The 24,590-nt window shown below is 71.8% G+C and carries 21 protein-coding genes; 17 read left to right on the forward strand and 4 right to left on the reverse strand.

Annotated features, from left to right (window positions below; translation table 11 throughout):
* Window positions 1-78: 78 nt before the first annotated feature.
* The 10 genes from Msi02_RS33915 to Msi02_RS33960 all read left to right on the forward strand — a co-directional run bounded on the left by Msi02_RS33915 (window position 79) and on the right by Msi02_RS33960 (window position 12,899).
* Window positions 79-402, forward strand: coding sequence for a YflT domain-containing protein (locus Msi02_RS33915; RefSeq protein WP_204051944.1), 324 nt, complete (start codon window positions 79-81; stop codon window positions 400-402).
* Between the two features lie 22 nt (window positions 403-424).
* On the forward strand, window positions 425-2,323 hold the full coding sequence (dnaK, locus tag Msi02_RS33920; RefSeq protein ID WP_204051945.1) for a molecular chaperone DnaK: 1,899 nt from the start codon (window positions 425-427) through the stop codon (window positions 2,321-2,323).
* A gap of 29 nt (window positions 2,324-2,352) precedes the next feature.
* On the forward strand, window positions 2,353-2,853 hold the full coding sequence (locus tag Msi02_RS33925; RefSeq protein WP_204051946.1) for a nucleotide exchange factor GrpE: 501 nt from the start codon (window positions 2,353-2,355) through the stop codon (window positions 2,851-2,853).
* Entirely contained in the window at window positions 2,853-3,842 is a 990-nt protein-coding gene (locus Msi02_RS33930) for a DnaJ C-terminal domain-containing protein (RefSeq protein WP_204051947.1), read from the forward strand. The genes Msi02_RS33925 and Msi02_RS33930 overlap by 1 nt, the downstream gene beginning before the upstream one ends.
* Window positions 3,839-4,165, forward strand: a complete 327-nt coding sequence (locus tag Msi02_RS33935; protein ID WP_204051948.1) for a chaperone modulator CbpM — start codon at window positions 3,839-3,841, stop codon at window positions 4,163-4,165. Before Msi02_RS33930 ends, Msi02_RS33935 begins: the two co-directional genes overlap by 4 nt.
* Entirely contained in the window at window positions 4,156-6,774 is a 2,619-nt protein-coding gene (clpB, locus tag Msi02_RS33940; protein ID WP_204051949.1) for an ATP-dependent chaperone ClpB, read from the forward strand. Before Msi02_RS33935 ends, clpB begins: the two co-directional genes overlap by 10 nt.
* A gap of 3 nt (window positions 6,775-6,777) precedes the next feature.
* Entirely contained in the window at window positions 6,778-7,221 is a 444-nt protein-coding gene (trxA, locus tag Msi02_RS33945) for a thioredoxin (RefSeq protein ID WP_239108975.1), read from the forward strand.
* A 74-nt stretch (window positions 7,222-7,295) separates the two neighbouring features.
* Entirely contained in the window at window positions 7,296-8,447 is a 1,152-nt protein-coding gene (locus Msi02_RS33950; protein WP_204051950.1) for a glutathione-independent formaldehyde dehydrogenase, read from the forward strand.
* A 462-nt stretch (window positions 8,448-8,909) separates the two neighbouring features.
* Window positions 8,910-10,823 carry an APC family permease gene (locus tag Msi02_RS33955; RefSeq protein ID WP_239108977.1) on the forward strand — a complete coding sequence of 638 codons (1,914 nt, stop codon included), beginning with the start codon at window positions 8,910-8,912 and terminating at the stop codon, window positions 10,821-10,823.
* A 75-nt stretch (window positions 10,824-10,898) separates the two neighbouring features.
* Window positions 10,899-12,899 carry an erythromycin esterase family protein gene (locus Msi02_RS33960; protein ID WP_204051951.1) on the forward strand — a complete coding sequence of 667 codons (2,001 nt, stop codon included), beginning with the start codon at window positions 10,899-10,901 and terminating at the stop codon, window positions 12,897-12,899.
* On the opposite strand, the gene Msi02_RS33965 is transcribed toward Msi02_RS33960, so the two are convergent.
* A complete protein-coding gene (locus Msi02_RS33965; RefSeq protein WP_204051952.1) occupies window positions 12,881-13,516 on the reverse strand; it encodes a TetR/AcrR family transcriptional regulator in 636 nt (211 codons plus the stop codon). The genes Msi02_RS33960 and Msi02_RS33965 overlap by 19 nt on opposite strands.
* A gap of 114 nt (window positions 13,517-13,630) precedes the next feature.
* Here Msi02_RS33965 and Msi02_RS33970 point away from each other — a divergent pair, with 114 nt between their 5' ends.
* Window positions 13,631-14,446 (forward strand): SDR family NAD(P)-dependent oxidoreductase, encoded by an 816-nt coding sequence (locus tag Msi02_RS33970; RefSeq protein ID WP_204051953.1) that lies wholly within the window; start codon window positions 13,631-13,633, stop codon window positions 14,444-14,446.
* A gap of 108 nt (window positions 14,447-14,554) precedes the next feature.
* Window positions 14,555-15,541, forward strand: a complete 987-nt coding sequence (locus tag Msi02_RS33975) for an alpha/beta fold hydrolase (RefSeq protein ID WP_204051954.1) — start codon at window positions 14,555-14,557, stop codon at window positions 15,539-15,541.
* A 67-nt stretch (window positions 15,542-15,608) separates the two neighbouring features.
* Here the strand turns inward: Msi02_RS33975 and katG are convergent, their stop codons facing one another.
* Window positions 15,609-17,840 (reverse strand): catalase/peroxidase HPI, encoded by a 2,232-nt coding sequence (gene katG, locus Msi02_RS33980; protein WP_204051955.1) that lies wholly within the window; start codon window positions 17,838-17,840, stop codon window positions 15,609-15,611.
* A gap of 33 nt (window positions 17,841-17,873) precedes the next feature.
* Window positions 17,874-18,311, reverse strand: coding sequence for a Fur family transcriptional regulator (locus Msi02_RS33985; protein WP_204051956.1), 438 nt, complete (start codon window positions 18,309-18,311; stop codon window positions 17,874-17,876).
* Window positions 18,312-18,623: 312 nt separating this feature from the next.
* Between Msi02_RS33985 and Msi02_RS33990 the strand changes: the two genes are divergently transcribed.
* The 5 genes from Msi02_RS33990 to Msi02_RS34010 all read left to right on the forward strand — a co-directional run bounded on the left by Msi02_RS33990 (window position 18,624) and on the right by Msi02_RS34010 (window position 23,232).
* Window positions 18,624-18,926, forward strand: a complete 303-nt coding sequence (locus Msi02_RS33990) for a hypothetical protein (protein WP_239108979.1) — start codon at window positions 18,624-18,626, stop codon at window positions 18,924-18,926.
* 39 nt (window positions 18,927-18,965) lie between these two features.
* The gene (locus Msi02_RS33995; protein ID WP_204051957.1) at window positions 18,966-20,330 is read left to right on the forward strand and encodes a cytochrome ubiquinol oxidase subunit I; all 1,365 of its coding nucleotides are present in this window, start codon (window positions 18,966-18,968) and stop codon (window positions 20,328-20,330) included.
* On the forward strand, window positions 20,330-21,343 hold the full coding sequence (locus tag Msi02_RS34000) for a cytochrome d ubiquinol oxidase subunit II (protein ID WP_079319462.1): 1,014 nt from the start codon (window positions 20,330-20,332) through the stop codon (window positions 21,341-21,343). Before Msi02_RS33995 ends, Msi02_RS34000 begins: the two co-directional genes overlap by 1 nt.
* Window positions 21,344-21,405: 62 nt before the next feature.
* Window positions 21,406-22,818, forward strand: a complete 1,413-nt coding sequence (locus Msi02_RS34005) for an MFS transporter (RefSeq protein ID WP_204051958.1) — start codon at window positions 21,406-21,408, stop codon at window positions 22,816-22,818.
* Between the two features lie 24 nt (window positions 22,819-22,842).
* Window positions 22,843-23,232, forward strand: a complete 390-nt coding sequence (locus Msi02_RS34010) for an MmcQ/YjbR family DNA-binding protein (RefSeq protein ID WP_204051959.1) — start codon at window positions 22,843-22,845, stop codon at window positions 23,230-23,232.
* Here the strand turns inward: Msi02_RS34010 and Msi02_RS34015 are convergent.
* Window positions 23,217-24,545, reverse strand: a complete 1,329-nt coding sequence (locus Msi02_RS34015) for a glycoside hydrolase family 6 protein (protein WP_204051960.1) — start codon at window positions 24,543-24,545, stop codon at window positions 23,217-23,219. The genes Msi02_RS34010 and Msi02_RS34015 overlap by 16 nt on opposite strands.
* Between the last annotated feature and the right edge of the window lie 45 nt (window positions 24,546-24,590).

Below are 24,590 nucleotides of genomic sequence, written 5' to 3' on the forward strand. Positions count from 1 at the left end.
CCTGCGGGGCTCGACCACGTGGCGATCTGGCAGGCGTCTTTCCTTTCGTCATCCGCCAGCAGCCAGGGGAGTGGTCCGATGAGCGTCCCGAGAACAGCAGGCCCCCACAAGGTGGTGCTGGCCACTTATAGCAGCTACGACGCGGCCCAGCGCGCGGTGGACGTCCTGGCCCGCCACGACTTCCCGTTCGAACACGTCACCATCGTGGGCTGCGATCTGCGGTGGGAGGAGAAGGTGCTCGGGCGGTGGGGTCTCGGCCGCGCGCTCCTGACCGGCGCGGGCACCGGCGGCTGGATCGGTCTTCTCGTCGCCGACCACTACGACATCCTCGTGGACCCCGAGTTCGCCGACGAGGCCCGGCGCGTGCTCACCGACGCCCGCGAGGCCGCGGCGCTCAGGTGAGCGCCGGTGAGGGGATGAGGACATGGCCAAGGCAGTGGGAATCGACCTCGGCACGACGAACTCGGTGATCGCGACGACGGAGGACGGCCATCCGACGGTCGTCCCGAACGCCGAGGGGTCGCGTACGACCCCCTCGGTGGTGGCGTTCACCGACCAAGGCGAGGTCTTGGTGGGCCAGATGGCCAGACGCCAGGCGATCCTGAACCCGAAGGGGACGATCTACTCGGCCAAGCGCTTCATCGGGCGGAAGTTCGACGAGGTCCAGAGCGAGATCAAGGCGGTCTCGTTCGACGTCGTGCCGGCCCCGGACGGCGCCGTCCGGTTCAAGGTGCGGGACAAGCTCTACGCGCCGGAGGAGATCTCCGCCTTCGTGCTGCGCAAGCTGGCGTCTGACGCGGGGAAGTTCCTGGGGGAGAAGGTCAACGAGGCCGTCATCACGGTCCCCGCGTACTTCAACGACGCCCAGCGGCAGGCCACCAAGGACGCCGGCAAGATCGCCGGCCTGGAGGTCCTGCGGATCATCAACGAGCCCACCGCGGCGGCCCTGGCGTACGGCCTGGACAAGAAGGGCAACGAGACCGTTCTCGTGTTCGACCTGGGCGGGGGCACGTTCGACGTCAGCATCCTCGACATCGGCGAGGGCGTCATCGAGGTCCGCGCCACCTCGGGCGACACCCACCTGGGCGGCGACGACTTCGACCGCCGCATCGTCGACCACCTGGCCGACGAGTTCCAGAAGCAGCAGGGCATCGACCTGCGGCGCGATCCGCAGGCTCTCCAGAGGCTGTTCGAGGCCGCGGAGAAGGCCAAGGTCGAGCTGTCGGCGGTCACGCAGACGCAGGTCAGCCTGCCGTTCGTCACGGCCGACGCGACCGGCCCCAAGCACCTGAACACCACGCTCATGCGCTCGACCTTCGAGCAGATCACCCACGACCTGCTGGAGCGCTGCCGGGGCCCGGTCGAGCAGGCCATGGCCGACGCGAAGCTGACCACGAACGACCTCGACGAGGTGATCCTCGTCGGCGGCTCCACCCGCATGCCGGCCGTGCAGCAGCTCGTGCGGCGGCTGACCGGCAAGGAACCGAACATGACGGTCAACCCGGACGAGGTCGTGGCCGTCGGCGCGGCCGTCCAGGCCGCCATCATCAAGGGCGAGCTGAAGGACGTCGTGCTGCTGGACGTCACGCCGCTGTCGCTCGGCGTCGAGACGCTCGGCGGCGTGATGACGAAGATCATCGAGCGGAACACCACGATTCCGGCCCGCCGTACCGAGACGTTCAGCACCGCCGAGGACAACCAGTCGGCCGTGGACGTGGTCATCCTGCAGGGCGAGCGCGAGCGCGCCGCCGACAACCGGGTGCTCGGCCGGTTCCGGCTGGAGAACATCCGGCCCGCGCCCCGCGGGGTGCCCCAGATCGAGGTCACCACCGACATCGACGCGAACGGCATCCTGAACGTCTCCGCCAAGGACAAGGACACCGGCGCCGAGCAGCGGATCACGATCAGCGAGAGCTCCAACCTGGACAAGAGCGAGATCGACCGGATGGTCGCCGACGCGGAGCGGCACCGCAACGAGGACGCGCAGCTTCGCGCCGCGATCGACGCCCGCAACGAGCTGGACTCGGTCGCCTACCAGGTGGAACGCCGGCTGTCCGAGCTGGGCGACGCGGTCCCTGTGCACGAGAAGGCCCGGGCGGAGCAGCTGATCATGGAGGCGCGCCAGGCCATCAAGGAGGAGGTGCCCGTCGACCGGCTGCGCAGCCTGACCGCGGAGCTGCAGCAGGTCTACCACGGCCTCGGCGTGGCGGCGTCCACCGCCCAGGCCCAGACTCAGGGGCAGGCTCAGGCCGGGCCCGGCCAGGCCGCCGCCGGCTCCTCGGACGAGGACGTCATCGACGCCGAGTTCACCAGCCCCGAGTAGTTCACCAGCTTTGATTGACGTGACGTGACATGGCCGAGCGGAACAAGACGCCTCCTCCTGAGCCCGAGCCGGCCGGTGAGGAGACGCGCAGTGCGGAGGAGCAGCTCGCCGAACTCGAGGACCGGTGGCTGCGGGCCGTTGCCGAGCTCGACAACCTCCGCAAGCGGGTCGCGCGCGACATGGACCGGCAGCGGCTCGACGAGCGTACGCGTGTCGCGGCCGAGTGGCTGCCGGTGATCGACAACCTCGAACTCGCGCTCAAGCACGCCGGCGCCGACGCGGACGCGGTGATCGAGGGGGTCCGGGCCGTCCGCGACCAGGCGGTCGGCGTGCTCGCGCGCCTCGGCTTCCCGCGCAGGGACGACATCGGGACGCGGTTCGACCCCGCCAGGCACGAGGCCGTCAGCACGGTCGCCGTCCCGGACGTCGACGCCGGCACCGTCGTCGAGGTCGTACGGCCCGGGTACGGTGACGGCGCGCTGCAATTGCGCCCGGCCTCCGTCATCGTCTCCACGAAGGCCGACGAGTGATGGCGGAGCGCGACTTCTACGAGGCTCTCGGAGTGCCGAGGACGGCGAGCCAGGACGAGATCCAGCGGGCCTACCGGAAGCTGGCCCGCACCTACCATCCCGACGTCAACAAGGCCCCGGACGCCGAGGACCGCTTCAAGGAGGTCTCGGAGGCGTACGAGGTGCTGTCGGACCCCGAGACGCGGCGGCGGTACGACGCGTTCGGGCCGGACTTCCGCCGCGTACCCGAAGGCGTCGACCCGGCGGCGTACGCGCGCGCCCGCGCCGGAGCGGGAGCCGGCGTGGGGCCGGGCTGGGCGGGGCAGGGGCCCGCCTGGGCGCGCGGACCCGGCGGGGAGGAGATCCACTTCACCACGGGCGAGGGTTTCGAGGGCATCGACCTCGAAGATCTGCTCGGCGGCATCTTCGGCGGCAGGGGCCGCCGCGCGGCCGGCCGTGGCTGGGGTCCGGTGCCCGGCGCCGATCAGGAGGCCGAGCTGCCGCTCACGGTGGAGGAGGCCTACCGCGGCGGCCGGCGGAGCATCACGATTCCCGGCCCGGGAGGCGGGCGGACCCTCCAGGTGAACATTCCCGCGGGGGTCACCGACGGCCAGCGGATCCGGCTCGCGGGCCAGGGCGGCGCGGGCAGCGACGGCGCGCGGGCGGGGGACCTGTACCTGATCGCGCGAATCGCCGATCACCCGCGCTACCGCCTTGAGGGGCGCGACATCCACGTCCGCCTCCCGCTGACGCCGTCGGAGGCCGCGCTGGGGGCGACCGTGGCGGTCGACACGCCAGGCGGAGAGGCGAAGGTCAAGGTGCCGCCGGGCACCTCGTCCGGGCGCCGTCTGCGCCTGCGCGGACAGGGCATGCCGAACCCGCGCGGCAGGCCCGGAGACCTGCTGGCCGAGGCCCGGATCATGGTGCCCCGCATGCTCGGCGACGAGGAGCGTCGCCTGTACGAGCAACTGGCCAGGATCTCGACTTTCAACCCGAGGAGTCCGTCATGACCTATCCGCTCGTGCGGCTCGCCCACGTGGACGTCGGGCACCTGGACCTGGAGTCCTTCTCCCGGGCCACGGGACTGCACCCCGAGCTGGTGCGCCGCCTGGTGGCACTGGGGCTGATCGACGCCTGGACGGACTCCTCAGGCGGCCTGTGCTTCCCGACCGCCCAGGTCGTCGCCGCGGGCCGCCTCCAGCGCCTGCACGCGGGGCTCGCCGTCAACTACGCCTCTCTCGGCGTCGTGACCGACCTCCTGGACCGCATCGCGGAGCTGGAGGCGGCTCTGCGTACCCGTACGAGAAGGACCGGAGACAGATCGTGGACCTGAACCGCCTCACGCAGAAGTCGCAGGAGGCCCTGCACGACGCCCAGACCGCGGCGCTCCGCTTCGGCCACACCGAGGTCGACGGGGAGCACCTGCTGCTCGCGCTGATCCGGCAGCCCGACGGGCTCGTCCCGCGCCTGCTGTCGGTCGCCGGCGCCGATCCGGACAAGCTCCAGCTCGAACTGGAGCACGAGCTGGAGCGGCGGCCCCGCGTCACCGGCCCCGGCGCCGCCCCCGGCCAGGTCTACGTCACCCAGCGGCTGTCCCGGCTGCTCGACGCCGCCGAGCGGGAGGCCGGCCGGCTGAAGGACGAGTACGTGTCGGTCGAGCACCTGCTGCTGGCGCTGCTGGACGAGGGCGTCGACAGCGCGGCCGGCCGGTTGCTCAAGGGGCACGGGCTGACCCGCGAGCGTTTCCTGTCCGTGCTGACGCAGGTGCGCGGGAACCAGCGGGTGACCTCCGCCAACCCGGAGGTGGCCTACGAGGCGCTGGAGAAGTACGGGCGCGATCTCGTCGCCGCGGCGCGGGCCGACAAGCTCGACCCCGTCATCGGGCGGGACGGCGAGATCCGCAGGGTCGTCCAGATCCTGTCCCGCAAGAGCAAGAACAACCCGGTCCTGATCGGCGACCCGGGCGTGGGCAAGACGGCGATCGTGGAGGGGCTCGCGCAGCGCATCGCGCGGGGCGACGTGCCGGAGGGCCTGAAGGACAAGACGATCTTCAGCCTCGACATGGGCGCGCTCGTCGCGGGGGCCAAGTACCGGGGCGAGTTCGAGGAGCGGCTGAAGGCCGTGCTGACCGAGGTGAGGTCGTCCGAGGGGCGGATCCTGCTGTTCGTCGACGAGGTGCACACGGTGGTCGGCGCCGGGGCCGCCGAGGGGGCGATGGATGCCGGCAACATGCTGAAGCCGATGCTGGCCCGCGGCGAGCTGCACATGATCGGCGCGACGACCGCGACGGAGTATCGCAAGCACATCGAGAAGGACGCCGCGCTGGAGCGCCGCTTCCAGCCCGTCTTCGTCGACGAGCCGTCGGTCGAGGACTCGATCTCCATCCTGCGCGGGCTGCGCGAGCGGCTGGAGGTCTTCCACGGCGTGAAGATCCAAGACGGCGCGATCGTCGCCGCGGTGGTGCTGAGCCACCGCTACATCTCCGACCGCTTCCTCCCCGACAAGGCCATCGACCTGGTCGACGAGGCGTGCGCCATGCTGCGCACGGAGATCGACTCGATGCCTGCCGAGCTGGACGAGCTGACCCGCCGGGTGACGCGGCTGGAGATCGAGGAGGCGGCGCTCGCCAAGGAGGACGACCCGGCGAGCCGGGAGCGCCTGGAGACGCTGCGCAAGGAGCTGGCCGACCTGCGGGCCGAGGCCGACGCCATGCGGGCCCAGTGGGAGGCCGAGCGGCACGCCCTGCGCAAGGTGCAGCAGCTGCGCGAGGAGATCGAGAGCGTACGCCGGGAGGCCGAGCAGGCCGAGCGTATGTACGACCTGAACCGCGCGGCCGAGCTGCGGCACGGCAGGCTTCCCGAGCTGGAGCGGAAGCTGCGGGCGGCGGAGGAGCAGCTGGAGAGCAAGCAGGGCGGGCAGCGGCTGCTGCGTGAGGTGGTGACCGAGGAGGAGATCGCGGGCATCGTGTCGCGGTGGACCGGCATCCCGGTCAGCCGCCTGCAGGAGGGCGAACGGGACAAGCTGCTGCGGCTCGACGAGATCCTGCACCAGCGGGTGATCGGCCAGGACGAGGCGGTGCAGGCGGTGGCCGATGCCATCATCCGGGCGCGCTCGGGGATCAAGGACCCCCGCCGCCCGATCGGGTCGTTCATCTTCCTCGGGCCGACCGGAGTCGGGAAGACCGAGCTGGCCAAGGCGCTGGCCGAGGCGCTGTTCGACACCGAGGAGAACATCGTCCGCGTCGACATGAGCGAATACCAGGAGCGCCACACCGTCAGCCGCCTGGTCGGCGCCCCGCCCGGGTACGTCGGCTACGAGGAGGGCGGCCAGCTCACCGAGGCCGTGCGGCGCAAGCCGTACTCCGTGGTGCTCTTCGACGAGATCGAGAAGGCGCACACGGACGTGTTCAACACCCTGCTGCAGGTGCTGGACGACGGGCGGCTCACCGACGCCCAGGGGCGTACGGTCGACTTCCGCAACACCGTGATCATCATGACGTCCAACATCGGCTCGCACTACCTGAGCGAGAAGGTGGCGCCGTCAGGCGAGATCGACCCGGAGGTGCGCGAGATGGTCATGGCGGAGCTGCGTGCCCGGTTCCGTCCCGAGTTCCTCAACCGCATCGACGACATCGTGCTGTTCAAGCCGCTCACCGAGGGCGAGATCGAGCAGATCGTCTCGCTGATGTTCAACGACATCAGGGCGCGGCTCGCCGAGCGCCGGATGACGCTGGAGGTCAGCCCGGAGGCGGTGCGCTGCATCGCCGAGCGCGGGTTCGACCCGATCTACGGAGCCCGCCCGCTGCGGCGTTACATCGCTCGGGAGGTGGAGACCCGGGTGGCGCGAGCGCTGGTCGCCGGCGACGTCCGCGACGGCGCGACCATCCGGGTGGGACTGTCCGGCGGCGAGATCGTCGTCATGTACGAGAACCCGGAGGGCTGACGGATGCCGCCGAAGGTCGTGGAGTCGAGCGTCGTCAGGTGCCCGCATTGCGGCCGGAACAACCGCGTGCCCAAGGCGGGGGCGGGAGCGCCGCGCTGCGGCGAGTGCCGCGAGCCGCTGCCGTGGGTGGTCGACGCGCGGGACGACGACTTCGCGGAGGTCGCCGAGGCGGCGCGGATTCCGGTCGTGGTCGACTTCTGGGCGTCCTGGTGCGGGCCCTGCCGCATGGTGAGCCCGGCGCTCCAGCAGGTCGCCACCGAGCTGGCCGGGCGGATCAAGCTGGTGAAGGTGAACATCGACGAGGCGCCAGAGACGTCGCGGCGCTTCGGCGTGCAGGCCGTCCCGACGCTCGCCGTCCTGCGGCTGGGGCGGGTCGTCGTCCAGCGGGCCGGCGCCGCCCCGGCGCCCGTGCTGCGGGAATGGGTCCGCGATGCGCTGGCCGGATGAGCTCACCGAGTCGCCCGACCTGCGGGGCGCCTACCCCCGGCCGAGCGAGCCGCTGCTCTAGAAGCGAGGACACCATGAAGGCAGTCGTATACGAGGGACCCCGGCAGGTCGGCGTCGAGAACGTGCCGGACGCGCGGATAGAGATGCCCACCGACGTCCTGGTCCGTGTCACCACGACCAACATCTGCGGGTCGGACCTGCACATGTACGAAGGCCGGACCGACCTGGAGCCGGGCCGTGTCCTCGGCCACGAGAACCTCGGCGAGGTGGTCGAGGTGGGGCCGGGAGTGGTGCGCGTCCGCGTCGGCGACATGGTCTGCGTGCCGTTCAACATCGCGTGCGGCTTCTGCGCCAACTGCGAGCGAGGCCTGACCGCCTTCTGCCTTACCACCAACCCGGAGCCGGGGGTGGACGGGGCCGCCTACGGCTTCGCGGACATGGGCCCGTACAACGGCGGCCAGGCCGAGCTGCTGCGTGTGCCGTTCGGCGACTTCAACTGCCTGGTCCTGCCGGACGACGCGCGGGAGAGGCAGACCGACTACGTCATGCTGGCCGACATCTGGCCCACCGGCTGGCACGCGACCCAGCTCGCCTGTGTGCAGGCCGGCGACTCGGTCGTGATCTACGGGGCTGGGCCGGTCGGCCTGATGGCCGCCTACTCCGCGACGTTCAAGAGCGCGGGCATGGTGATGGTCGTGGACCGCCACCCGGACCGGCTGGCCAAGGCCGAGGAGGTCGGTGCGATCCCGATCAACGACTCCGAGGGGTCCCCGGTCGAGCAGGTCATGGAGCTCACGCACGGCAGGGGCGCCGACCGGGGCTGCGAGTGCGTGGGCTTCCAGGCGCACGACCCCCAGGGGCACGAGCATCCCAACATGACGCTGAACAACCTCGTCAAGTCGGTGAGGTTCGCCGGGACGATCGGGGTCGTGGGCGTGTTCATCCCCGTGGATGCCGGCAGCCCCGACGACCTCTACAAGCAGGGTGAGATCGCCTTCGACTACGGGATGTTCTGGTTCAAGGGCCAGACCATGGGCAACGGTCAGTGCAACGTCAAGAACTACAACCGGCAGCTCTGCACCCTCATCCACGAGGGGAAGGCCCGGCCGTCGTGGGTCGTCTCACACGAGCTGGATCTGGACGACGCGCCCGGCGGCTACGAGCACTTCGACCGGCGGGATCCCGGCTGGACCAAGGTCGTCCTGCATCCCGCCGGCACCGGCTGACCCTCCCCGTGGCGGCCGGGGGCGCTGCGGCCCGACCGCTCTGGCAGTGAGGGGGACGCGCCATGCGCATGACGGTCTGGCACACCATCCTGTGTGCGGATCCGGCGGTGACCGAATGCCTGCTCGCCGGCACCCACGCCGGGCCCTTCCTGCTGCCCGGGGGCCAGGTGCTGGAGGGAACCGGCCGACTGGGACGCGATGAGCGCGGGCCAGCGCGACGCGTACCTTGCCGACCGTGTCGACGCGCTCGTGTGCGCGAACTCCAGCGCCGGCTGGAGGGAGGTGCAGGAACGGTAGAGGCCGGAGAACAGGAGCAGTGGCGGCCGCGAACGAACCCCGGCGGGGGAGGAGGTGGGGTGTGGGCGCGCTGAAGGACATCGTCAAGGCTCAGCGGATCATCCGCCTTGCCGAGCAGACGGGCCTTCCCGTCGGCGGCGAATGCGTGGAGTAGGGCGGGTACGCGTGGGCACGGCGGCCGGGGACGGCCTCCGCTCGTGGCTCCTGGAGGGGCTGCGGCACGAGGACGTGCTGCTCGCCGGACCCCACGTGATGGAGGAACCCCACCGGCGGCATCCGTGGTGGCGGGTCATGTGCCTCACCGGTCTCGACTACTTCTCCACGCTCGGCTATCAGCCCGGGATCGCCGTGCTCGCGGCGGGCCTCCTGGCACCCGTCGCCACCCTGTTCCTCGTCCTGCTGACGCTGCTCGGCGCGTTGCCCGTCTATCGGCGGGTGGCGGCCGAGAGCCCGTACGGCCAGGGGTCGGTCGCGATGCTGGAGAGGCTCGCCCCGCGGTGGTGGGGCAAGCTGTTCGTCCTCGTCCTGCTCGGGTTCGCGGCCACCGACTTCGTGATCACGATGACGCTGTCGGCGGCCGACGCGACGGCCCACATCCTCGAGAACCCCTTCGTGCCCCGCGCCCTGCAGGGGCACCAGATCAGCGTGACGATCGGCCTGCTCGCGCTCCTCGGCGGCGTGTTCCTGCTGGGATTCAGCGAGGCGATCGGTGTCGCCGTCGTCCTCGTGGCCGCCTACCTCGCGCTCAACGCGGTGGTGGTCGTGGCGGCCGTGCTCCACCTCGCCGGGCACCCGGCCCCGGCGATCGGCTGGACGCGGGCCCTGTTCACCACGCACGGCGGACCGGCGGCGGTGCTCGCCCTGTCCCTGTTCGTCATGCCCAAGCTCGCCCTCGGCCTGTCCGGGTTCGAGACGGGTGTGGCGGTGATGCCGCTGATCAAGGGTGAGTTGCCGGGCAGGATCCGCGGCGCCAGATGGCTGCTCACGACCGTCGCCCTGGTCATGAGCGTCTTCCTGATCGCCAGCAGCTTCGTCACGAGCACGCTGATCCCGCTGCGGGAGTTCCGGGAGGGCGGCAGGGCCAACGGCCGGGCCCTGGCGTACCTGGCCCACGCCTACCTGGGGAACGGGTTCGGCACGCTCTACGACGCGAGCACGATCGCGATCCTGTGGTTCGCCGGCGCGTCCGCCATGGCGGGCCTGCTCAATCTCGTCCCCCGTTACCTCCCCCGATACGGCATGGCCCCCGACTGGACGCGGGCCGTCCGACCGCTGGTGCTGGTCTTCACCGCCGTCGCGTTCGCCATCACCGTCGTCTTCGGGGCGAGCGTGACGGCACAGGGCGGGGCGTACGCCACGGGAGTCCTCGTGCTGATCCTCTCGGCGGCCGTCGCCGTCACGCTCTCGGTCCACCGGCGTGGCCGGCGCGCGGCGACGGCGGCGTTCGCGGTCGTCACCCTCGTCCTGGCGTACACGCTGGTGGCCAACGTGTTCGAGCGGCCCGACGGGGTCAAGATCGCGTCGTGCTTCATCGCCGCGATCGTGATCACCTCGCTGATCTCGCGCGCGACCAGGTCCACCGAGCTGCGGGTCACCCGGGTGGTCCTCGACCCCCTCGCGGAGCGGTTCCTCCGCGAGGCGCCGGGCGACGAGATCCACCTGGTCGCCAACGATCCGCAGCGGCGCGACCGGGCCGAATACGAGGGGAAGGTGCGCGAGCAGTGGCGCAACCACCGGCTGGACCCGGCCACGCCGGTGCTGTTCGTGGAGGCCACGGTCCCGGACGCCTCGGAGTTCGAGACCGAGCTGCACGTCAGGGGCGAGGAGCGGTACGGCTATCGCGTCCTGAGGCTGGAGAGCTCCACGATTCCCAACGCGCTGGCCGCCCTGCTGCTCTTCGTCCGCGACCGCTTCGGCAGGCTGCCGCACATCTACTTCCACTGGACGGAGGAGAACCCCGTCGCCGCCATGCTGCGTTACCTGGTGTTCGGCGTCGGGGACGTCCCGGCGTTCACCCGCGAGGTGCTCAGGGAGGCCGAGCACGATCCCGAGCGCCGACCCAGAGTGCATGTCGGATAGGGGTGCACGTCGGGTAGGCGGTGTTTGCGCTGCCGGAAGAGGGGTATGCGGCTGCGCGACCGGGAGGCGAGGCTCATGACTGATCGCCTGTTTTCGGATCGCCGGGACGCGGGCCGGGTGCTCGCGGGACTCCTCGGCCACTACCGCGGGCTTCCCGGCGTCGTCGTCCTCGGCCTGTCGCGCGGCGGCGTGCCGGTGGCGTACGAGGTGGCGACCGCCCTGGGCCACCCGCTCGACGTGCTCCTGGTCCGCAAGCTCCGCACACCCGGCCGCGAGGAGCTCGCCATGGGGGCGATCGCCGGCGGCGGGGTGATCGTGCTCGACGAGGACGTCGTACGCGGGCTCGGCCTCCAGTCCGACACCATCCGGCAGGTCGCCGAGCGGGAGGCCCGCGAGCTGGCGAGGCGGGAGCGGGCCTACCGGGGCGGCACGCCCGCCGCGGATCTGAGCGGCAAGACCGTGATCATGGTCGACGACGGGCTGGCGACCGGGGCGAGCATGCGCGCCGCCGTCCGCGCGGTCCGGCAGCGGAAACCGGCCCGGATCGTGGTCGCCGTGCCCGCCGCGCCGGAGTCCACCTGCCAGGAGCTGTCCGCCCTGGTGGACGAGGCCGTCTGCGCGACCACGCCCACGCCCTTCTTCTCTGTGGGGGAGTCGTACTGGAACTTCACCCAGACCGCCGACGAGGAGGTGCGCAGGCTCCTCCGCACGGCGGCCTCCGCACGGGCCGGGGCTTCGCCCGCCCGGACCGACCTCGCGATCCTGCGCTCGGAGCTCGTGCCCGCACAGGACGGCGTCCCCCCGGACGAGGTGCTGTTCGACATCGTCGGCGACGCGCGGTTCGTGCTGATCGGCGAGGCGTCGCACGGCACCCACGAGTTCTATGCCGCGCGTGCCCGCATGACGCGGCGGCTCATCGAGGAGAAGGGCTTCGTTGCCGTGGCGGTGGAGGCCGACTGGCCCGACGCGTACCGGGTGAACCGGTACGTCCGGGGGCGCGGCGACGACGCGACCGCCGAGGAGGCGCTGCGCGGCTTCCAGCGCTTCCCCGCCTGGATGTGGCGCAACGCGGACGTGCTGGAGTTCGCCGGGTGGCTGCGCGAGCACAACGAGCGGCTCGGCGAGCGGGCGCGGGCCGGGTTCTACGGGCTCGACCTCTACAGCCTGCACCGGTCCGCCGGCGAGGTCGTCGCCTATCTGGAGAAGGTGGACCCGGGTGCGGCGGAACGGGCCCGCGGCCGCTACTCCTGCTTCGACCACAGCGACGGCGACGACGGGCAGGCGTACGGCTTCGCCGCCGCCTTCGGGGCAGGGGAGTCGTGCGAGCGGCGGGTGATCGACCAGCTCGTGGACCTCCAGCGCAACGCGCTGCGCTACCAGCGGGCACAGGGACTGCTCGGCGAGGACGATTTCTTCCACGCCGAGCGGAACGCCGCGGTGGTGGCGGCCGCGGAGCGGTACTACCGCACGATGTTCGGCGGCCGGGTGTCGTCGTGGAACCTGCGCGACCGGCACATGGCCGACACCCTGTTCGCGCTGGCCGAGCACCTCGGGTGGCAGTGCGGCGAGCCGGCCAGGATCGTGGTGTGGGCGCACAACTCCCACCTGGGCGACGCACGGGCGACGGAGATGGGCGCGCGCGGCGAGCTCAACCTCGGCCGGCTGGTGCGCGAGCACACCCCGGAGGACTGCCGGCTCATCGGCTTCACCACCTACACCGGCACCGTCACGGCGGCCGACGACTGGGGCCGCCCGGCCGAGCGGAAGAACGTGCGCCCGGCGCTGCCCGACTCGGTCGAGGAGCTGTTCCACGAGGTCGGGCACAAGGAGTTCCTGGTCGACTTCGCGCATTCGGCCGACGCGGCGGACGTCCTGCGCAGGGCGCTGCTCGAACGGGCCATCGGCGTCGTCTACCGTCCCGGCACCGAACGGCAGAGTCACTACTTCCAGACCCGCCTGTCCGACCAGTTCGACGCGGTGATCCACATCGACGAGACCGGCGCGCTCGAGCCCCTGGAGCGTACGGCCCGCTGGGAGCGCGGAGAGGTCCCCGAGACCTACCCTGTGGCGGTCTGAGACCCGGACGGCGGTGCGCTGATCCGTGGCCGCATGGCCTTGAGAAAGTGCTCGACGAGGGCGTCGGCGTACTCGGGGGTGAGTGGGCCGGAGCGGAGCAGCCAGCGCTGGTAGAGGGGTGCGTACAGCAGCTCGAGAGCCAGGTCGAGGTCGGCGTCGGCGGCGAGCTGCCCGGCTCGCTGCGCGCTGCGCAGCCGGGCCTTCTTGGCCTCGTCCACCGGGCCGGCCAGCTTGGCGCGGTACTGGGCGGCCAGGGCGGGGTCGTTGATGATCTCGGTGTTGAGCGCGCGGACCGGGCCCTCGAACGCGGGGTCGGCGAACTCGGCCACCGTCGCCCGCATCACCGTCTTGAGGTCGGCCTCCAGGTCGCCGGTGTCGGGCAGCGCCATGCTCCGCTCCGGCCCGTCCTCGCTGAGCGCCAGGAAGGCGTCCAAGACCACCGCGCCCTTGGAGGGCCACCAGCGGTAGATGGTCTGTTTGCCCACGCCCGCCCGGGCCGCGATGGCCTCGATGGACAGCTTGGCGTACCCGACCTCGGAGACCAGCTCGCGGGTCGCGGTGAGGATGGCCTGCCGGGAGCGCTCACTGCGGCGGGCGGGATCGGGCTGCTTGACCATGCCCCGGATCGTACCACGCTAATGAGACGAGACGTTCCGTCTTGACACTGCCGCGAGGCGAGACGTACCGTCTTGCCTCGTCGCAACGGACCCGAGCAAGAGGGGGTGGAGCCCATGACCCGGGTGTGGTTCATCACGGGCGCGTCACGAGGACTGGGCCGGGCGTTCGCAGAGGCGGCGCTACGGGCGGGCGATCGGGTGGTCGGGGCGGCGCGCGACGTCGAACCGCTCGCCGACCTCGCCCGGCGATATCCCGACGACCTGGCACGGCTGCCGCTCGACGTCACCGACCGCGCGGCCGTGTTCGCGGCCGCGGAGCGGGCGGTCGCGGCCTTCGGCAGGCTCGACATCGTGGTCAACAACGCCGGCGCCATGCTCCTGGGCATGCTGGAGGAGGCGACGGAGGAGCAGATCAGAGCCCACTTCGACGTCAACTTGTTCGGCGCGATCTGGGTCACCCAGGCCGTGCTGCCGTACCTGCGTGCCCAGGGCGGCGGGCGCATCCTGCAGGTCACCACGATGGGCACCGGCGGGGGTTTCCCGATGGTCGGCCTGTACGCGGCCGGCAAGTCGGCGCTCGATTCGGTGAGCGAGGCCGTGGCGATGGAGACCGAGCAGTTCGGCGTCAAGCTCACGATCGTCCAGATGGGCGGCTACGACACCGGCCTGTTCACCACGGGCACCACGATGACGACGCCCGACCCGCACTACCAGGAGCTGCGCGACAAGCTGATCGAGATGTGGGGCGACGACGCCGGTCCCGCCCCGGACACCGCCGCCCCCGTGATCATGGGGCTGGTGGACCTGCCGGAGCCGCCGCGGCGTCTCATCGTCGGCGCCGCGTCCTACGACATCGTCCAGCAGGCCCTTCAGGACCGGGTGGCGAAGTATCGCGACTGGGAGCACCTCAGCCGCAAGGCGCCCGGATGACGTTCAGGCCGTACAGCAGTGGTTTGCCGAACCGGCAACGGGATTCGCGGCGGCGTCACGGCCCGATGGAGGATCCACGCAGGAACCACCAGGAGTTTTGGAGGATCGATGGCGCAGTCCGCTTCCGCCGCGGCGGTCACACATCGTCTGGTCTCGTCCCCTGCCGGGCGCATCCACGTGGTGGAGCAGGGCTCCGGGCCGCTGGTGCTGCTGGTGCACGGGTTTCCCGAGTGCTGGTACTCCTGGCGCCACCAGTTGCCGGTGCTCGCCGCGGCGGGCTACCGGGCCGTCGCCGTGGACGTCCGGGGCTATGGCCGCTCCTCCAAGCCCGGCGACGTGGCCGCGTACCGGATGCTGGAGCTGGTCGAGGACAACGTCGCCGTCGTACGCGCCCTGGGCGAGCGGACCGCGGTGATCGTGGGCCACGACTGGGGCGCCACCATCGCCGCGAATTCCGCCCTCGTGAGGCCCGAGGTCTTCCGCGCGGTCGGGTTGCTGAGCGTGCCGTACGCCCCGCGCGGCGGGCCGCGGCCCAGTGAGGTGTTCGCGCGGATGGGCGGAGAGGAGGAGTTCTACGTGAGCTACTTCCAGGAGCCCGGCCGGGCCGAGGCAGAGGTCGAGCCCGACGTCCGCGGCTGGCTCGCCGGCTTCTACGCCGCCCTGTCCGCCGACACCATGCCGCCCGCCGGCGCGCCGGACCCGCACTTCGTGTCCCGGGGCGGGAGGCTGCGCGACCGCTTCCCCGCCGGACGGCTGCCCGCCTGGCTCAGTACGGAGGATCTCGACGTCTACGCGGCCGAGTTCGAACGGACCGGCCTGACCGGGGCGCTGAACCGCTACCGGAACATGGACCGGGACTGGGAGGACCTCGCCGGGTTCGACGGCGCTCCCATCACGCAGCCGTCGCTGTTCGCCGGCGGCGCGCTGGACGCCTCCACCACCTGGATGGCCGACGCCATCGCGGCCTACCCGGTCACCCTGCCCGGCCTGGTCTCCTCGCGCGTACTCGACGGCTGCGGCCACTGGATCCAGCAGGAACGCCCGGACGAGGTCAACGAGATCCTCACCGGCTGGCTCGCCTCCCTGCCCGCCTGAATCGGCCGCCTGAACAGACGAACGTCCGGGCCGGCCCGTGTGGGCCAGCCCGGACGTCAAGTCAGGCTCAGACCAGGTCGAACCGGTCGAGGTTCATGACCTTGTCCCACGCCTTGACGAAGTCCTTCACGAACTTCTCCTTGGCGTCGTCGCTCGCGTAGACCTCCGCGACCGCGCGCAGCTCGGAGTTCGCCCCGAAGACGAGGTCGGCCCGGCTGCCGGTCCACTTGACCTCGCCCGTGGCGGCGTCGCGGCCCTCGAACGCGGTCTGGTCCTCCGACGTCGACTTCCACTCCGTGCCCAGGTCGAGCAGGTTGACGAAGAAGTCGTTGGTCAGGACACCCGGGGTCTCGGTGAAGACGCCGAGCTTCGACTGCTGGTGGTTGGCGCCCAGGACGCGCAGGCCGCCGACGAGGACGGTCATCTCCGGGGCGCTGAGGTTCAGCAGGTTCGCCCGGTCGACCAGCAGGTACTCGGCCGGCAGGCGGTTGCCCTTCCCGTAGTAGTTGCGGAACCCGTCGGCGGTCGGCTCGAGCGCGGCGAACGACTCGACGTCCGTCTGCTCCTGCGACGCGTCCACGCGACCCGGCGTGAAGGGGACCTCCACGTCGAAGCCGGCGTCCTTGGCGGCCTTCTCGACGGCGGCGCACCCGGCGAGCACGATCACGTCGGCGAGGGAGACCTGCTTGCCGCCGGTCTGCGCGGCGTTGAACGACTGCTGGACGCCCTCCAGGGTGCGCAGCACGGTCGCGAGCTGGTCGGGGTCGTTGACCTCCCACCCGATCTGCGGCTGCAGACGGATGCGCGCGCCGTTGGCGCCGCCGCGCTTGTCGCTGCCGCGGAAGGAGGCGGCCGACGCCCACGCGGTGGACACGAGCTGGGAGACCGACAGGCCCGAGGCGAGGATCTGCTCCTTGAGGGCGGCGACGTCCCCGGCGTCGACGAGCTCGTACGTCCGCTCCGGGAGCGGGTCCTGCCACAGGAGCACCTCGGACGGGACCTCCGGGCCGAGGTAGCGCGCGACGGGGCCCATGTCGCGGTGGGTCAGCTTGAACCACGCACGGGCGAAGGCGTCCGCGAACTCGTCGGGGTTCTCCAGGAAGCGCCGCGAGATCTGCTCGTAGATCGGGTCGAACCGGAGCGAGAGGTCGGTCGTGAGCATCTGCGGGGCGTGGCGCTTCGACGGGTCGTGGGCGTCGGGAACGGTGCCCTCGCCGGCGCCGTCCTTCGGCTTCCACTGCCACGCGCCGGCCGGGCTCTTGGTCAGCTCCCACTCGTAGGCGAACAGCGTCTCGAAGAACGTGTTGTCCCACGTGGTCGGGGTGGGGGTCCAGGTGACCTCGAGGCCACTGGTGATCGTGTCACCGCCCTTGCCGGTGCCGTAGCTGTTCTTCCAGCCCAGGCCCTGCTGCTCGATCGGGGCGGCCTCGGGGTCGGGGCCGACGTTGTCGGCGGGGCCCGCGCCGTGGGTCTTGCCGAAGGTGTGACCACCCGCGATCAGGGCGACCGTCTCCTCGTCGTTCATCGCCATGCGGCGGAACGTCTCACGGATGTCGCGGGCCGCGGCGACCGGGTCCGGGTTGCCGTTCGGGCCCTCCGGGTTGACGTAGATGAGACCCATCTGGACCGCGGCGAGCGGGTTCTCCAGCTCACGGTCGCCGCTGTAGCGCTCGTCGCCGAGCCAGGTGGTCTCGGGACCCCAGTAGACGTCGTCGTCGGGCTCCCAGGCGTCCACCCGGCCGCCGGCGTAGCCGAAGGTCTTGAAGCCCATCGACTCGAGGGCGACGTTGCCGGCGAGGATCAGGAGGTCGGCCCACGAGATCTTCTTGCCGTACTTCTTCTTGACCGGCCACAGCAGCCGGCGGGCCTTGTCGAGGTTCCCGTTGTCCGGCCAGCTGTTGAGCGGGGCGAAGCGCTGCTGGCCCGAGCCGGCACCGCCGCGGCCGTCGCTGATCCGGTAGGTGCCCGCGCTGTGCCACGCCATCCGGATCATGAGCGGCCCGTAGTGGCCGAAGTCGGCCGGCCACCAGTCCTGCGAGGTCGTCAGCACCTCCGCGATGTCCCGCTTGACCGCCGCGAGATCGAGGGACTTGAACGCCTCGGCGTAGTCGAAGTCCTCACCGAGCGGGTTGGCCACGGCGGGGTTCTTGGCGAGGATCTTCAGGTTGAGGCGCTCCGGCCACCACTGGTGGTTGGCGCTGCCCTGGGTCGGATGCGGAGCCCGCTTGTGCGCGACCGGGCAGCCGCCTTCGCCCTCCGTCTTCGGGTCGACAACGATTGCGTCGTGGTTCTCAGTCAAGGGAATCCTTCTGAACTAGCTGGATCATGGGGCTCAGGAAGCGCGGGCGGTGGAACAACCGGGGCACAGGCCCCAGTAGATGACGTCGGCCTCGTCGATCGTGAAGCCGTGCGTGTCAGACGCGGTCAGACACGGCGTCTCGCCGACCGCGCAGTCGACGTCGGCGACGACACCACACGATCGGCACACGACGTGATGGTGGTTGTCGCCGACGCGGCCCTCGAACCGGGCCGGGCTGCCGGCCGGTTCGATGCGGCGTACGAGTCCCGCCGCGGTGAGCGCGTGGAGAGCCTCGTAAACGGCCTGCAGGGAGACGTGGCCCACGCGATCGCGCACCCCGGAGGCGATCGCCTCGACGTCGAGGTGGTCACCGCTGCGGACGGTCTCGAGCAGTGCGACGCGGGCGGCCGTCACCCGCAGGCCGGCCCCCCGCAGTTCCTCGGCGGGGGTCGGGTTCCTGGGCGCGATCATGGCGCTAAATCTACCGCTACAAAGGCGACTAATTCAAGAGAACGAATCACCCAAATCTCTTGCTCTCTCAGGTGATACTCGTCTCACCGCGGCATGATGCACCACGAGCGGTACGTGACCCCCGTGACGCGCCGCAGGTCGTGGCCGGCGTCCCGCCATCGAGGGACCTTCGGCCCCGAACATGGCCCGCGCCTCAAATGGCGGTAGAACCTCTCATCGGCTTGCGCAAAAGCCGGTCGCGGCGCTGCCTCCGGCGTACGCGCGGGGGTACCTACGCACCAGTCCGCGGTTCTCGAAGAGGGGAATCCCCCCATGACCACCATGACTGAGCACCATCCGCACACGGAACACGATCACCACCACGGCGCCGGGTGCGGCCATGTCGCCGTGCCGCACCAAGACCATGTGGACTACGTCCACGACGGCCACCTGCACCGGGTTCACGAGAACCATGTCGACGAGTGCGAAGCGAGCGGGCACGCCGTCCACGACGTGCACGAGCACGAGCACGGACCGGGGTGCGGGCACGTGGCCGTGCCGCACGGCGACCACGTCGACTACATCCACGACGGGCACCGCCACGTCCGCCACGACGGCCACTGGGATGACCACTGACCTGAGCCCCGGCCGGGGCTTCCCGGCGGGGAGCGGACGATGCGACCGGCGCTCGCGGCGCCGCTGATCGCCGCGGCCGGCCCGGCGGGCGGGGCCGACCTGACCGCGGCGCGGACCCAGATGGCCCTGTCACTCGGGTGGCACATCATCGTCGCGTGCCTGGGGGTGGGCATGCCCGCCCTGCTGCTGTTCATGGAGTGGCGGGGGCTGCGCCGGGGCGACGACGACTACCTGCGCCTCGCCCGGCGCTGGGCGAAGGCGGTGGCCGTGCTGTTCGCCGTCGGGGCCGTGTCGGGCACGATCCTCAGCTTCGAGATGGGCCTGCTGTGGCCGGGCCTGATGGGCGCGTACGGCCAGGTGATCGGGCTTCCGTTCGCGCTGGAGGGCATCGCGTTCTTCCTCGAGGCGATCTTCATCGGAATCTACCTCTACGCGTGGGACCGGCTTTCGCGCAGAGCCCACCTGCTGACCGGGGTGCCGGTGATGGTCGCCGGGGTGGCCTCGGCGTTCTTCGTCGTCTCGGCCAACGCGTGGATGAACCAGCCGCGGGGCTTCCTCCTGGAGGGCGGCCGCGTCACGCACGTGTCGCCCTGGGCGGCCATGTTCAACCCCGCGACTCCGCCGCAGACCATCCACATGATCGTCGCGGCGTTCATGGTGTCGGGCTTCGCCACCGCCTCCGTCTACGCCGTGGCCCTGCTGCGCGGGCGGTGGGACCGCTACCACCGCCTCGGCTTCCTGGTGCCCTTCACCGTCGCGGGGGCGCTGGCGCCCGTCCAGATCGTGGTGGGCGACTACGCCGCGCGTTTCCTCGCCGTCTACCAGCCCACCAAGCTCGCCGCGATGGAGGGACTGCCCAGGACCGGGCCGAACGCGCCGTTGAGCCTCGGCGGGATCTTCGTGGGCGACCGTCTGCGCGACGCCCTGGAGATCCCCGACGGACTCTCGCTGCTGGTCGGCTACAGCCCGGACACCGTCGTCCAGGGGCTGGATCGCACGCCGCCCGCCGACCGGCCGCCCGTCACGCCGGTCCACCTGTGCTTCGACACGATGGTCGGCATCGGCGTCCTGCTCCTGCTGCTGGCGGCCTGGCTCGCCTTCACCTGGTGGCGGCGGCGCGAGATCCCGCGCTCCCGCCTGTTCCTGTGGCCGGCGGCCGCCTCCGGTGTGCTCGCCGTCGTCGCCGTCGAGGCGGGCTGGGTGGTGACCGAGCTCGGCCGGCAGCCGTGGGTCGTGTACGGCAAACTACGCACCGCCGACGCGGTCAACCCCGCGCCCAACCTGTGGGCGGGACTCCTGCTACTGGTCGCCGTCTACACGGTCCTCACGGTGTCGACCGTGTACGTGCTGCGGCTCCTGGTCCGCGCCCGGCCGGTCGCGCCACAGGAACGGGAGACGCCCTGATGGAGGCGGCGCAGGTCCTGCTCGGGGTCATGTGGACCGGCCTGACCCTGTACGCGCTGCTCGGCGGGGCCGACTTCGGCGGCGGCCTGTGGGACCTGCTGGCCGGGAGCAGCCGGGCGGGCATGCCCCAGCGGCGGCTCATCGAGCACTCGCTCGGCCCGGTCTGGGAGGCCAACCACGTCTGGCTGATCTTCGTGCTCGTGGTGCTGTGGACCGGCTTCCCGCCGGTCTTCGCGGCGGTGATGTCCACCCTCTACATCCCGCTCACGCTGGCCGCGTTCGGGATCATCGGCAGGGGGGCCGCGTTCGCGTTCCGCAAGAGCAGCACCGAGCTGTGGCAGCAGCGCCTGTTCGGCGGCGCCTTCGCGCTGTCGTCGGTGCTCACGCCGTTCTTCCTCGGCACGGTGGCCGGGGCGGTCGCGTCCGGCCGGGTGCCGCCCGGCCTGGCCAGGGGAAGCCTGGTGGGCGCGTGGGTCAACCCCACCTCGATGCTGGGCGGCGTCCTGGCGGTGGCCGTCTGCGCCTACCTGGCCGCGGTCTACCTGTGCGACGACGCCGTGCGGTCCCGTCTGCCCGGGATGGCCGAGGCCTTCCGGCGCAGGGGGCTGGCCGCGGCCGCCGTCACCGGCGTGGTCGCCCTCGGCGGCATCGGGGTGCTGCGCGCCGACGCCCCCCGGCTCTTCACCGGCCTCACCCACCGCGCGCTGCCGCTCGTCCTGGCGAGCGCCGTGCTCGGCGTCGCCTCCATCGCGCTGCTGTGGCTGCGGCGCTACCTGCTCGTACGCGGCACCGCCGCCCTGGCCGTGGCCGCCGTGATGTGGGGCTGGCCGGTGGCGCAGTATCCGCTCATGCTGCCGCCTGCCGTGTCCTACCGGCAGGTGGCCGCGGAACCGGCGGTGATCACGGCGGTGCTCGCCGTCGCCGGAGCGGGCGCGCTGCTGGTGCTGCCGTCGATCGCGTGGCTGCTGGCCGTCCAGCACCGCCTGCCGTTCGAGCGGGGCACCCCCGGCTGAGCGCCGGCGGGTGCAAGGGGCGTTCCGACCTGCGGGGATAGGCTGAGGGCGGGGGTCGGAGGATGCGTGATCTGCTGAGGGAGTCGCGCCGCCCCCACCGCGTGCGCGAGCACCCGTACGCCCCCTGGTTCGCCGTGGGTGCGGTGTGCATCGGCGCGTTCATGGGACAGCTGGACGCGAGCATCGTCACCCTGGCCTTCCCGGCACTGGAACGGGAGTTCGGCGCCTCGCTGGCGGCCGTGCAGTGGGTGTCCCTGGGCTACCTGCTGGTGCTGGTCGCGTTGCTGGCCGGGGCCGGAAGGCTCGCCGACGTGGCGGGCCGCAAGCTGGTCTACCTCTACGGCTTCGTCGTGTTCACCGCCGCCTCGGCCGCCTGCGGGCTGGCGCCGTCCCTGGCGGTGCTGGTGGCCTGCCGGCTGGTGCAGGCGGCGGGCGCGGCGATGCTCCAGGCCAACAGCGTGGCCCTGGTCGTGTCGAGCGTCCCCCGGGCGCGGATGCGTAGCGGCCTGAGCATGCAGGCGGCGGCCCAGGCGCTCGGCCTCGCCCTGGGGCCGGCCCTCGGCGGAGTGCTGGTCGCCACGGCGGGATGGCGGTGGGTGTTCTGGATCAACGTGCCGGTCGGCTGCGCGGCCGTGATCGCCGGGCGTTACCTGCTGCCGCGCACGCGGCAACGGGGGAGAGGCGGCCGCTTCGACTGGCCGGGACTGGTCCTGCTCGCGGCCTCCACCAGCGCCCTGCTGCTCGCCGCCTCCGTGATCTCGGGCCTGGACCTGCCGTCCTGGTCGGTCCCCGTCCTGCTCGCCGTCGCCGCCGGAACCGCGATCGGCTTCTGGCGGTGGGAGGCGCGGGTGCCGTCCGCGCTCATCGACACCGCCCTGCTCCGCAGCCGCGTCGTGACGGCAGGGCTCGCCGGAGCGCTGGGCGGCTACCTGGTGCTGTTCGGCCCGCTGGTCCTGATCCCGCAGGTCCTCGTGGCCGGCGGGACCGGAGAACTGGTCGCCGGCCTGGTCCTTACGGCGCTGCCCGGGGGCTTCGCGGCGAGCGCCCTCATGGGCGACCACCTGCTGCCCCGCACCTGGGGCGACCGGCGCAGGTGCGTCGCGGGCGCCGTGGTGGCGGCCGCGGGCTGCGCGCTGCTTGCCGCGGATCCCGTCGCCGAGGGCTGGGCCGGGGCCTGCCTGGCGGTGACGGGCGCGGGGCTCGGCCTGTTCGTGCCCGCCAACAACACCGTCGTCATGGCCGCCGTCCCCGAACGGGTGTCCGCCACGGCCGGCGGCATGGTGAACATGGCACGTGGCATCGGCACGGCGCTCGGCATCGCCGCGGTGACCCTGGCCCTGCACCTCGCGGGAGCCCACGAGGCGGGCGCCCGCGCCGCGCCTGCCGTCCTGGCGGCCGTGGCGCTGCTGGCCGCCCTCACCGCTTCGGGCCGGGTGGTGCGCCCGGGGGGAGGCCCCTACCCTGGTCGGTCATGACGAACGCGCGAAGGGGCGAGCCGCGTGAGCGATGAGGATGTGGCGGTCCGGCTCCGGGAGATCTGCCTGAGCCTGCCGGAGGCCGTGGAGAAGCCGTTCGGGGGCCACACCGCGCCCTCCTACCGGGTCGGCGACAGGTTGTTCGCGATGACCAGTGAGGACGGGCGGTCGCTGACGTTCAAGGCCGGGCCGGGGGTGCAGGACGCCCTCGTGGCCTCGGACCCCGAGCGCTTCTTCGTCCCGCCATACGTCGGCCGCAACGGCTGGGTGGGCGCACGCCTGGACGCCGATCAGGACTGGGACGAGATCGCCGGGCTGGTCGAGGACAGCTACCGGCTGATCGCGCCGAAACGACTCGTCCGGCTCCTCGACGAAGGCCCGGCCGCTCAGCCGCGGCCTCACAGCGGCGGGTAGGCGTTGGCGAGAAGCTGCTGGAACTGCGCGCCGAACCACTGCCCCGCAGGCGGGGCGTACGGCAGTGCCCCGCTGGGCACGTAGCCACCGGCCGCCTGGGCGTAGTACGTGGGATCGCACATCGGGTCGGGCCGGATGCCGTCGGGACTCGTGACGTTCACGCTCGAGCCGTCGGAGACGCCCGGCGGCTTGATCCACGCGTACGCGTCGATGCCGGCGGCGGGGATGGCGGCAGGCCGCGCGCCGAGCCCGGCGCCGGCCTGGTTGCACCAGTTGCCGACGCTGTGGCGACGGTCCGTACGGGACTCGTCGACGAACCGGTTCAGGTCGCCGGAGGTGCTGGTACGCGTCGGGCGATACGGGCCACCCCAGCCGTTGCGGGAGGTGTCGATCACCATGCCGATGTCGGAGGCGAACCCGGCCATGATGAGCCGCTTCCGGAACGCCTGGGCGAACGAGAGCTCGTCCACGTAGTCGTTCCCGCCGACCCACCGCGAGTTCTTCCCCATGAGGGCGGTGAAGTACGGCTCGACCAGGGCGCCGTAGTTCGCGACGTTCACCGTGAAGCCGTGAACGAGCGACGGTCCTCCTCCGGCCGCGCCCGCGATGCTGGCGAGCAGGCCGGCGGCCCGGCCGAAGTTGTCCGGATGGCCGACGACGCCGTGATGGGAGGCGTCGAGGTAGACGTACACGTTGGGGATGGCGTGCAGCCGGGTCAGCGCGTACCGCACCGCCGCGGGGTAGGCGCCGCTCGCCTGCACGGCGGCGCAGCGGGTGGTGGCGGCGGGCAGGAGCAGCCCGGGCAGGAAGTCGGGTTCGACGATCGCCACGATGCGCAACCGCTGGTAGGCCGGGTCGGCCAGGATCTCGGCGATCGGGTCGACGTACTCGGTCCGGTATCGGTTCAGGCCGTCGGACGTCACGCTGAAGTCCCCGTTGGAGACCGGGTGGGTGCAGTTCCGGTCGGGCAGGTCGTTCAGCACGATCTGGATCGTGAGCGGGGCCGGGTCGAAGGCGTCCTGCAGGACCGCCTCGTTCAGATGCGCGCGCAGCCCCGGGGAGGAGGCGGTGCCCTCGATGAGGGAGACGCGGTCGAGCCAGACGCCGGTCGGCTGATTGGCCACCGCCGCACCGCCGGGCTCGGCCGCGGCCGACGCCGACCACCAGGGATCGACGTAGCGTCCGGCGGCCACGTAGGGGTTGTCGACGCGGGCGTCCGCGGCGGCTGGGGAGCCGGTGAGGACCGCCGTGACCGGCAGGAGGATCACCGCCGCGACCACCGCCATGAGACGGGTGCCCAGACGAACCGCCATGCCGTGCCTCCTCACCGCGTGAGACCTCCGTCACCACGCACGATC

Source organism: Microbispora siamensis (assembly GCF_016863095.1).
GTDB classification, from domain to species: domain Bacteria; phylum Actinomycetota; class Actinomycetes; order Streptosporangiales; family Streptosporangiaceae; genus Microbispora; species Microbispora siamensis.

Coding starts and splice junctions, on each gene's coding strand:
- Msi02_RS34000 (WP_079319462.1), top strand. CDS start 20,330: ATGGAGGCGGCGCAGGTCCTGCTCGGGGTCATGTGGACCGGCCTGACC.
- Msi02_RS33950 (WP_204051950.1), top strand. CDS start 7,296: ATGAAGGCAGTCGTATACGAGGGACCCCGGCAGGTCGGCGTCGAGAAC.
- Msi02_RS34005 (WP_204051958.1), top strand. CDS start 21,406: ATGCGTGATCTGCTGAGGGAGTCGCGCCGCCCCCACCGCGTGCGCGAG.
- Msi02_RS34015 (WP_204051960.1), bottom strand. CDS start 24,545: ATGGCGGTTCGTCTGGGCACCCGTCTCATGGCGGTGGTCGCGGCGGTG.
- Msi02_RS33965 (WP_204051952.1), bottom strand. CDS start 13,516: ATGGTCAAGCAGCCCGATCCCGCCCGCCGCAGTGAGCGCTCCCGGCAG.
- Msi02_RS33990 (WP_239108979.1), top strand. CDS start 18,624: ATGACCACCATGACTGAGCACCATCCGCACACGGAACACGATCACCAC.
- Msi02_RS33970 (WP_204051953.1), top strand. CDS start 13,631: ATGACCCGGGTGTGGTTCATCACGGGCGCGTCACGAGGACTGGGCCGG.
- Msi02_RS33925 (WP_204051946.1), top strand. CDS start 2,353: ATGGCCGAGCGGAACAAGACGCCTCCTCCTGAGCCCGAGCCGGCCGGT.
- trxA (WP_239108975.1), top strand. CDS start 6,778: ATGCCGCCGAAGGTCGTGGAGTCGAGCGTCGTCAGGTGCCCGCATTGC.
- Msi02_RS33975 (WP_204051954.1), top strand. CDS start 14,555: ATGGCGCAGTCCGCTTCCGCCGCGGCGGTCACACATCGTCTGGTCTCG.
- Msi02_RS33915 (WP_204051944.1), top strand. CDS start 79: ATGAGCGTCCCGAGAACAGCAGGCCCCCACAAGGTGGTGCTGGCCACT.
- Msi02_RS33960 (WP_204051951.1), top strand. CDS start 10,899: ATGACTGATCGCCTGTTTTCGGATCGCCGGGACGCGGGCCGGGTGCTC.
- Msi02_RS33985 (WP_204051956.1), bottom strand. CDS start 18,311: ATGATCGCGCCCAGGAACCCGACCCCCGCCGAGGAACTGCGGGGGGCC.
- Msi02_RS33935 (WP_204051948.1), top strand. CDS start 3,839: ATGACCTATCCGCTCGTGCGGCTCGCCCACGTGGACGTCGGGCACCTG.
- Msi02_RS33995 (WP_204051957.1), top strand. CDS start 18,966: ATGCGACCGGCGCTCGCGGCGCCGCTGATCGCCGCGGCCGGCCCGGCG.
- Msi02_RS33930 (WP_204051947.1), top strand. CDS start 2,853: ATGGCGGAGCGCGACTTCTACGAGGCTCTCGGAGTGCCGAGGACGGCG.
- dnaK (WP_204051945.1), top strand. CDS start 425: ATGGCCAAGGCAGTGGGAATCGACCTCGGCACGACGAACTCGGTGATC.